The sequence below is a fragment of the Pseudomonas sp. R62 genome (genome assembly GCF_000257605.1).
Taxonomy (GTDB): domain Bacteria; phylum Pseudomonadota; class Gammaproteobacteria; order Pseudomonadales; family Pseudomonadaceae; genus Aquipseudomonas; species Aquipseudomonas atacamensis.
This window is the reverse complement of sequence record NZ_JH635998.1, coordinates 3,646,837-3,654,505: the sequence shown is the minus strand read 5'-3', so window position 1 is coordinate 3,654,505 and position 7,669 is coordinate 3,646,837. Positions and strand designations below refer to the sequence as shown.

Here is a 7,669-nt window from a genome sequence, read left to right as displayed (position 1 = left end):
CGACCCACCGCGACCTGGAAAAAATGGTCAGCGAAGGCCTGTTCCGCGAGGACCTGTTCTATCGCCTCAACGTGCTCAACGTCGAAGTGCCGCCGCTGCGTGAACGCGGTCAGGACATCCTGCTGCTGGCGCGCTACTTCATGCAGCAGGCCTGTGCGCAGATCCAGCGCCCGGTCTGCCGCCTGGCGCCCGGCACTTATCCGGCGCTGCTCGGCAATCGCTGGCCGGGCAACGTGCGGCAATTGCAGAACGTGATTTTTCGCGCAGCGGCGATTTGCGAGAGCAGCCTGGTCGATATCGGCGACCTCGACATCGCCGGCACTTCGGTGGCGCGCCAGGCCGATACCGATGTCGACAGCCTCGAGCAAGCGGTCGAATCGTTCGAAAGAGAGCTATTGGAAAAGCTCTACGTCAGCTATCCCTCGACCCGACAACTGGCGAGCCGCTTGCAGACCTCGCACACCGCCATTGCCCATCGCCTGCGCAAATACGGCATTCCCAATAAACCCTGACTCACCGCGCATCCCTATTGCAGGAAATTCCCCATGTGGGAGCGAGCCTGCTCGCGAAAGCGGTCTATCAGCAAAATAGCTGGCGCCTGACACACCGTCTTCGCGAGCAGGCTCGCTCCCACAGGATTTATGGCGGATTCGAAATCCGTCCAAAAACGACCTCCATCTGTACCGAAAGCGCTACAGCGGAACGATATCGCTACACCCGCCTGTGACCAGCGCTGCGCAACGCTTTGATCCGATTAAGCTTTTCTCCCCGCCCCAAGCTGTAGCGATTTCGCTACAACAGCAACATCCCAACAAACACCAAAACAACTCAAGCCATTGATTTATATAGATAAATCAACCTTGGCCGCATTCTTGCTACCTGCCTCCTCATCTATAAAGGGCTTCCCCGCCCCAAGCTTTCCACCGCGCCCACCAGACGAGTCTGGCCCCTGAGGAGTTTCCATGAGCGAGTTGCGTTTTACTGAAGATCACGAATGGCTGCGCACCGAAGCCGACGGCAGTGTCACTGTCGGCATCACCGCATTCGCGCAGAACGCCCTGGGCGACGTGGTGTTCGTGCAACTGCCTGAGCTGCAGGCTTACGAAAAAGGCGCAGAAGCCGCCACCGTGGAATCGGTGAAAGCCGCCAGCGGCGTGTACATGCCGCTCGATGGCGACGTGCTGGAAGTCAACCCGGCGCTGGAAAACGCTCCTGAGCTGGTCAACGAAGATCCGCTGGGCGAAGGCTGGTTCTTCCGCTTCCAGCCAAGCGACGCCGCCGCTGTCGGCAAACTGCTCGATCAGGACGCTTACGACCGTCTGATCAAAGCCCAAGCCGAAGCCTGAGGAATTACCCCATGACCGCCATCAATCTCGGCACCGCCAACGAATTCATCGCCCGTCACATCGGCCCGCGCGCCGGTGACGAGCAAGCCATGCTCAACAGCCTCGGCTTCGACTCGCTCGAAGCCCTGAGCGCCAGCGTCATCCCGGAAAGCATCAAGGGCACCAGCGTGCTCGGCATGGACGACGGCCTCAGCGAGGCCGACGCCCTGGCGATGATCAAATCCATCGCTGGCAAAAACCAACTGTTCAAAACCTACATCGGCCAGGGCTACTACAACTGCCATACGCCGTCGCCGATCCTGCGCAACCTGCTGGAAAACCCGGCCTGGTACACCGCTTACACCCCGTACCAGCCAGAAATTTCCCAGGGCCGTCTCGAAGCGCTGCTGAACTTCCAGACCATGATCAGCGACCTCACCGGCCTGCCGATCGCCAACGCCTCCTTGCTCGACGAAGCCACCGCCGCTGCCGAAGCCATGACCTTCTGCAAACGCCTGAGCAAGAACAAGGGCAGCCACCAGTTCTTCGCCTCGATCCACAGCCATCCGCAGACCCTCGACGTGCTGCGCACCCGTGCCGAGCCGCTCGGTATTGACGTGGTCGTGGGCGATGAGCGCGAACTGACTGACGTCACGCCGTTCTTTGGCGCGCTGCTGCAATACCCGGCGAGCAACGGTGATGTGTTCGACTACCGCGAGCTGACCGAGCGTTTCCACGCCGCCAACGCTTTGGTCGCCGTGGCCGCTGATTTGCTGGCCCTGACGCTGCTCACCGCACCGGGCGAATTCGGTGCCGACGTCGCCATCGGTTCGGCGCAACGCTTCGGCGTGCCGCTGGGCTTCGGTGGCCCGCACGCCGCTTATTTCTCCACTAAAGATGCGTTCAAGCGTGACATGCCGGGCCGTCTGGTCGGTGTCTCGGTTGACCGTTTCGGCAAGCCAGCGCTGCGTCTGGCGATGCAGACCCGCGAGCAACACATCCGCCGCGAGAAGGCCACGTCGAACATCTGCACCGCCCAAGTGCTGCTGGCCAACATCGCCAGCATGTACGCCGTCTACCACGGCCCGAAAGGCCTGACCCAGATCGCCAACCGCGTGCATCACCTGACCGCGATTCTGGCCAAGGGCCTGACCGCGCTGGGCGCTCAAGTCGAGCAGGCAAACTTCTTCGACACCCTGACCGTTGCTACCGGCGCACACACCGCCGCGCTGCACGACAAGGCGCACGCTCAGCAGATCAACCTGCGTGTGATCGACGCCGAACGTCTGGGCCTGTCGGTCGACGAAACCACCACTCAGGCTGATATCGAAACCCTGTGGGGCCTGTTCGCCGACGGCAAGACCCTGCCGGACTTCGCTGCGCTGGCCGCCTCGGTGCAGAGCACCATTCCTGCTGAGTTGGTGCGCCAGTCGCCGATCCTCAGCCACCCGGTGTTCAACCGTTATCACTCGGAAACCGAGCTGATGCGCTACCTGCGCAAACTGGCGGACAAGGACCTGGCACTGGATCGCACGATGATTCCACTGGGCTCGTGCACCATGAAACTCAACGCCGCCAGCGAAATGATCCCGGTGACCTGGGCCGAATTCGGTGCACTGCACCCGTTCGCCCCGGCCGCACAAAGCGCCGGTTATCAGCAACTGACCGATGAGCTGGAAGCGATGCTCTGCGCCGCCACCGGTTACGACTCGATCTCGCTGCAACCGAACGCTGGTTCGCAAGGCGAATACGCAGGTCTCCTGGCGATCCGCGCCTACCACCAGAGCCGTGGCGACGAGCGCCGCGACATCTGCCTGATCCCGTCGTCGGCCCACGGCACCAACCCGGCCACCGCGCAAATGGCCGGTATGCGCGTGGTCGTCACCGCGTGCGATGCCCGCGGCAACGTCGACATCGAAGACCTGCGCGCCAAAGCCATCGAGCACCGCGAGCACCTCGCTGCGCTGATGATCACCTACCCGTCGACCCACGGCGTGTTCGAAGAAGGCATCCGCGAGATCTGCGCGATCATTCACGACAACGGCGGCCAGGTGTATATCGACGGCGCCAACATGAACGCCATGGTCGGCCTCTGCGCACCGGGCAAGTTCGGCGGCGACGTCTCGCACCTGAACCTGCACAAAACCTTCTGCATCCCGCACGGCGGTGGCGGCCCGGGCGTTGGCCCGATCGGCGTCAAATCGCACCTGACCCCGTTCCTGCCCGGCCACGGCCAGATGGAACGCAAGGAAGGCGCGGTCTGCGCGGCGCCGTTCGGCAGCGCAAGCATTCTGCCGATCACCTGGATGTACATCCGCATGATGGGTGGCGCCGGTCTGAAGCGCGCTTCGCAACTGGCGATCCTCAACGCCAACTACATTTCCCGTCGCCTCGAAGAGCATTACCCAGTGCTCTACACCGGCAGCAACGGCCTGGTGGCGCACGAGTGCATTCTCGATCTGCGTCCATTGAAAGACAGCAGCGGCATCAGCGTCGATGACGTCGCCAAACGCCTGATCGACTTCGGCTTCCATGCGCCGACCATGTCGTTCCCGGTCGCCGGCACGCTGATGATCGAGCCGACCGAAAGCGAATCCAAGGAAGAACTGGACCGCTTCTGTGACGCGATGATCCGCATCCGCGAAGAAATCCGCGCAGTGGAAAACGGCACGCTGGACAAGGAAGACAACCCACTGAAAAACGCCCCGCACACCGCAGCGGAACTGGTGGGCGAATGGACCCACCCATACAGCCGCGAGCAAGCGGTGTACCCGGTCGCGTCGCTGATCGAAGGCAAATACTGGCCGCCGGTCGGCCGTGTCGACAACGTCTTCGGCGATCGCAACCTGGTCTGCGCCTGCCCGTCGATCGAAAGCTACGCTTAAAGGAATGAGGGGGCGGGTTCGCCCGCCCCCTTTCTCCACAACACCACAAAATCCTGTGGGAGCGAGCTTGCTCGCGAAAGCGATAGGTCAGCCAACCTCGATGTGACTGACACTGCGCCTTCGCGAGCAAGCTCGCTCCCACAGGGAATGTGCTAAGCCCGAAGATCAGCCAATTCCTATAACAAGAAACCGGAGAACCACTCATGTCGTTAAGCGTGTTCGACCTGTTCAAGATTGGCATCGGCCCCTCCAGTTCCCACACCGTCGGCCCGATGCGTGCTGCTGCGCGCTTCGCCGAAGGGCTGCGCCGGGAAAACCTGCTGACCAGCACCGCCAGCGTCCGTGTCGAGCTGTACGGTTCGCTCGGCGCTACCGGTAAAGGACACGGCAGCGACAAAGCCGTGCTGCTCGGCCTCGAAGGCGAACACCCGGACACTGTCGACACCGAAACCGTCGCCGCGCGCCTGCAAGAAATTCGCGGCAATGGCCGACTGAATCTGCTCGGTGAACACAGCATCGCGTTCAACGAGAAAGAACATCTGGCGATGATCCGCAAACCGTTGGCCTATCACCCCAACGGCATGATCTTTCGCGCCTTCGATGCGGCGGGGATTCAGATCCGCAGTCGCGAGTACTACTCGGTTGGCGGTGGTTTTGTTGTCGATGAAGATGCGGCCGGCGCCGACCGCATCGTCGAAGACGCCACGCCACTGACCTTTCCGTTCAAAAGTGCCAAGGATTTGCTCGGTCATTGCGCCACCTATGGCCTGTCGATCAGTCAGGTGATGCTGACCAACGAGAGCGCCTGGCGTCCTGAAGCCGAAACCCGCGCCGGCCTGCTGAAAATCTGGCAAGTGATGCAGGACTGCGTTGCCGCTGGTTGCCGTAACGAAGGCATTTTGCCGGGCGGCTTGAAGGTCAAACGCCGGGCGGCGGCGCTGCATCGGCAATTGTGCAAGAACCCGGAATCGGCCCTGCGCGATCCGCTGTCGGTGCTCGACTGGGTCAATCTTTATGCACTGGCGGTCAACGAAGAAAACGCCAACGGCGGGCGAGTGGTCACTGCGCCCACCAATGGCGCGGCGGGGATCATTCCGGCGGTGCTGCATTACTACATGCGTTTTATCCCCGGGGCGAATGACGACGGTGTCGTGCGATTTCTGCTGACCGCTGCCGCAATCGGCATTCTTTACAAGGAAAACGCTTCGATCTCCGGCGCCGAAGTCGGTTGTCAGGGTGAAGTCGGTGTGGCCTGTTCAATGGCGGCCGGCGCTCTGTGCGAAGTGCTCGGCGGCAGCGTGCAACAAGTCGAGAACGCCGCGGAAATCGGCATGGAACACAACCTCGGCCTGACCTGCGACCCGATCGGCGGCCTGGTACAAGTCCCGTGCATCGAGCGCAACGCGATGGGTTCGGTGAAAGCCATCAACGCGGTGCGCATGGCCATGCGTGGCGACGGCCAGCATTTCGTCTCCCTCGACAAAGTCATCCGCACCATGCGCCAGACCGGCGCCGACATGAAAAGCAAATACAAGGAAACCGCCCGCGGCGGCCTGGCGGTCAACATTATCGAATGCTGATTACGAACTCAGCCAAACGTAACTAGCTCCCTCTCCCTCCGGGAGAGGGCTGGGGTGAGGGGCTCTTGATCTTGCCTCTCACCCGCAACCCAAATTCAAAGGAGCCACGCATGTCCACCGAACAACTTTCGAAAACCCCGCTACACGCACTGCACCTCGAACTCGGCGCACGCATGGTGCCGTTCGCCGGCTACGACATGCCCGTGCAATACCCGCTCGGCGTGATGAAAGAACACCAGCACACCCGTGAGCAAGCCGGGTTGTTCGACGTCTCGCACATGGGCCAGATTCGTCTGACCGGTGCCAATGCGGCCAAAGCCCTGGAAACCCTGGTGCCAGTGGACATCATCGACCTGCCGGTGGGCATGCAGCGTTATGCGATGTTCACCAACGAAAGCGGTGGCATTCTCGATGACCTGATGGTCGCCAATCTGGGCAATGACGAGCTGTTCCTGGTGGTCAACGCCGCGTGCAAGGATCAGGATCTCGCGCATCTGCAAAAACACATCGGCGATCAGTGCACCATTACGGCGCTGTTCGAAGAGCGCGCCCTGCTCGCCTTGCAAGGTCCGGCAGCCGTCACGGTGCTGGCGCGTCTTGCGCCGGACGTGGCGAAGATGACGTTCATGCAGTTCAACCGTGTGTCGTTGCTGGGCGTGGACTGCTTTGTCAGCCGTTCGGGCTACACCGGTGAAGACGGTTTCGAAATCTCCGTCCCGGCCGCTGAAGCGGAGAAACTAGCCCGCGCCCTGCTCGCCGAGCCAGAGGTCCAGGCCATCGGCCTTGGCGCCCGCGACTCGCTGCGTCTGGAAGCCGGCCTGTGCCTGTACGGCCATGATATGAACACCGAGACCACACCGATCGAAGCCAGCCTCCTGTGGGCGATCTCCAAGCCCCGCCGCGCCGATGGCGCACGGGCCGGGGGCTTCCCGGGCGCCGAGCAAATTTTCGCGCAGCAACAAAATGGCGTGGCACGCAAACGCGTCGGCCTGCTGCCGCAGGAGCGCACCCCGGTGCGTGAAGGCGCAGAAATCGTCAACGAGGCCGGCGAGATCATCGGCAGCGTCTGCAGCGGTGGCTTTGGTCCGACTTTGGGCGGGCCATTGGCGATGGGATACCTTGACACCGCTTACGTCGCGCTCGATACACCTGTGTGGGCCATCGTACGTGGGAAAAAGGTGCAAATGCTTGTAAGCAAAATGCCATTTGTTCCACAACGCTACTATCGCGGTTGATCGACTGTTTCTATAAGTAACGCGATTGCGTTAAACGTGCACTAATGTGTAACGCAATCGCCATAAAACAGTGCGTTTTTTAACATCCGTTTCGAATATGAACGTTGCTTATAACGCTTGCTGAAAAAAGAACCAGACAATCGTCTAAGACTGAACTAGTTTGCTGACGAACTGCCATGAAGAGCAGTAAAACCGGGGCCTTCCCAGGGCTTGTTTTTTCTCCCGTAGTTGGCGTAGAGTTTGTCCACTGTGTTTGCATGGGTCAGCTTGGAATCGTGACCTGGGCAGTAGCCTACAAGTTAGCTACATCCCGCTCGACGTCTTCTTACTCCTTGCAACCAGCTCCAGTACTCTTTCATGTGAAAGGGGCTGTCATCAATTTATGCGTCAAAGGAAATAAGAAATGTCCACACGTCAGAGCGGTACCGTCAAGTGGTTTAACGACGAGAAAGGTTTTGGTTTTATCACTCCAGAAAGCGGTCCGGATCTGTTCGTACATTTCCGCGCCATTCAGGGCAACGGCTTCAAAAGCCTGAAAGAAGGCCAGAAAGTGACTTTCGTTGCTGTGCAAGGCCAGAAAGGCATGCAGGCTGACGAAGTACAAGCAGAAGCCTGATCTTCTGATACAAAAAAGCCCTGATATT

6 protein-coding genes are annotated in these 7,669 nt (G+C 60.5%); all 6 read left to right on the top strand.

The window, feature by feature from the left end:
- On the top strand, nt 1-512 hold a 512-nt coding region (locus tag OQK_RS31425; RefSeq protein WP_038861045.1), incomplete at its 5' end, for a TyrR/PhhR family helix-turn-helix DNA-binding protein.
- A gap of 450 nt (nt 513-962) precedes the next feature.
- The gene (gene gcvH, locus OQK_RS17465; RefSeq protein ID WP_016773514.1) at nt 963-1,346 is read left to right on the top strand and encodes a glycine cleavage system protein GcvH; all 384 of its coding nucleotides are present in this window, start codon (nt 963-965) and stop codon (nt 1,344-1,346) included.
- 11 nt (nt 1,347-1,357) lie between these two features.
- On the top strand, nt 1,358-4,210 hold the full coding sequence (gene gcvP, locus OQK_RS17460; protein WP_016773513.1) for an aminomethyl-transferring glycine dehydrogenase: 2,853 nt from the start codon (nt 1,358-1,360) through the stop codon (nt 4,208-4,210).
- A 203-nt stretch (nt 4,211-4,413) separates the two neighbouring features.
- Nucleotides 4,414-5,790 carry an L-serine ammonia-lyase gene (locus OQK_RS17455; protein ID WP_016773512.1) on the top strand — a complete coding sequence of 459 codons (1,377 nt, stop codon included), beginning with the start codon at nt 4,414-4,416 and terminating at the stop codon, nt 5,788-5,790.
- A gap of 110 nt (nt 5,791-5,900) precedes the next feature.
- Nucleotides 5,901-7,025 (top strand): glycine cleavage system aminomethyltransferase GcvT, encoded by a 1,125-nt coding sequence (gene gcvT, locus OQK_RS17450; RefSeq protein WP_016773511.1) that lies wholly within the window; start codon nt 5,901-5,903, stop codon nt 7,023-7,025.
- A gap of 403 nt (nt 7,026-7,428) precedes the next feature.
- Nucleotides 7,429-7,641, top strand: a complete 213-nt coding sequence (locus OQK_RS17445; RefSeq protein ID WP_003227496.1) for a cold-shock protein — start codon at nt 7,429-7,431, stop codon at nt 7,639-7,641.
- The last annotated feature ends 28 nt before the right edge of the window (nt 7,642-7,669 follow it).

Bases quoted from the DNA above. Each gene is read 5' to 3' on its own strand.
- OQK_RS17455 (WP_016773512.1), top strand. From the start codon at position 4,414: ATGTCGTTAAGCGTGTTCGACCTGTTCAAGATTGGCATCGGCCCCTCC.
- gcvH (WP_016773514.1), top strand. From the start codon at position 963: ATGAGCGAGTTGCGTTTTACTGAAGATCACGAATGGCTGCGCACCGAA.
- OQK_RS17445 (WP_003227496.1), top strand. From the start codon at position 7,429: ATGTCCACACGTCAGAGCGGTACCGTCAAGTGGTTTAACGACGAGAAA.
- gcvT (WP_016773511.1), top strand. From the start codon at position 5,901: ATGTCCACCGAACAACTTTCGAAAACCCCGCTACACGCACTGCACCTC.
- gcvP (WP_016773513.1), top strand. From the start codon at position 1,358: ATGACCGCCATCAATCTCGGCACCGCCAACGAATTCATCGCCCGTCAC.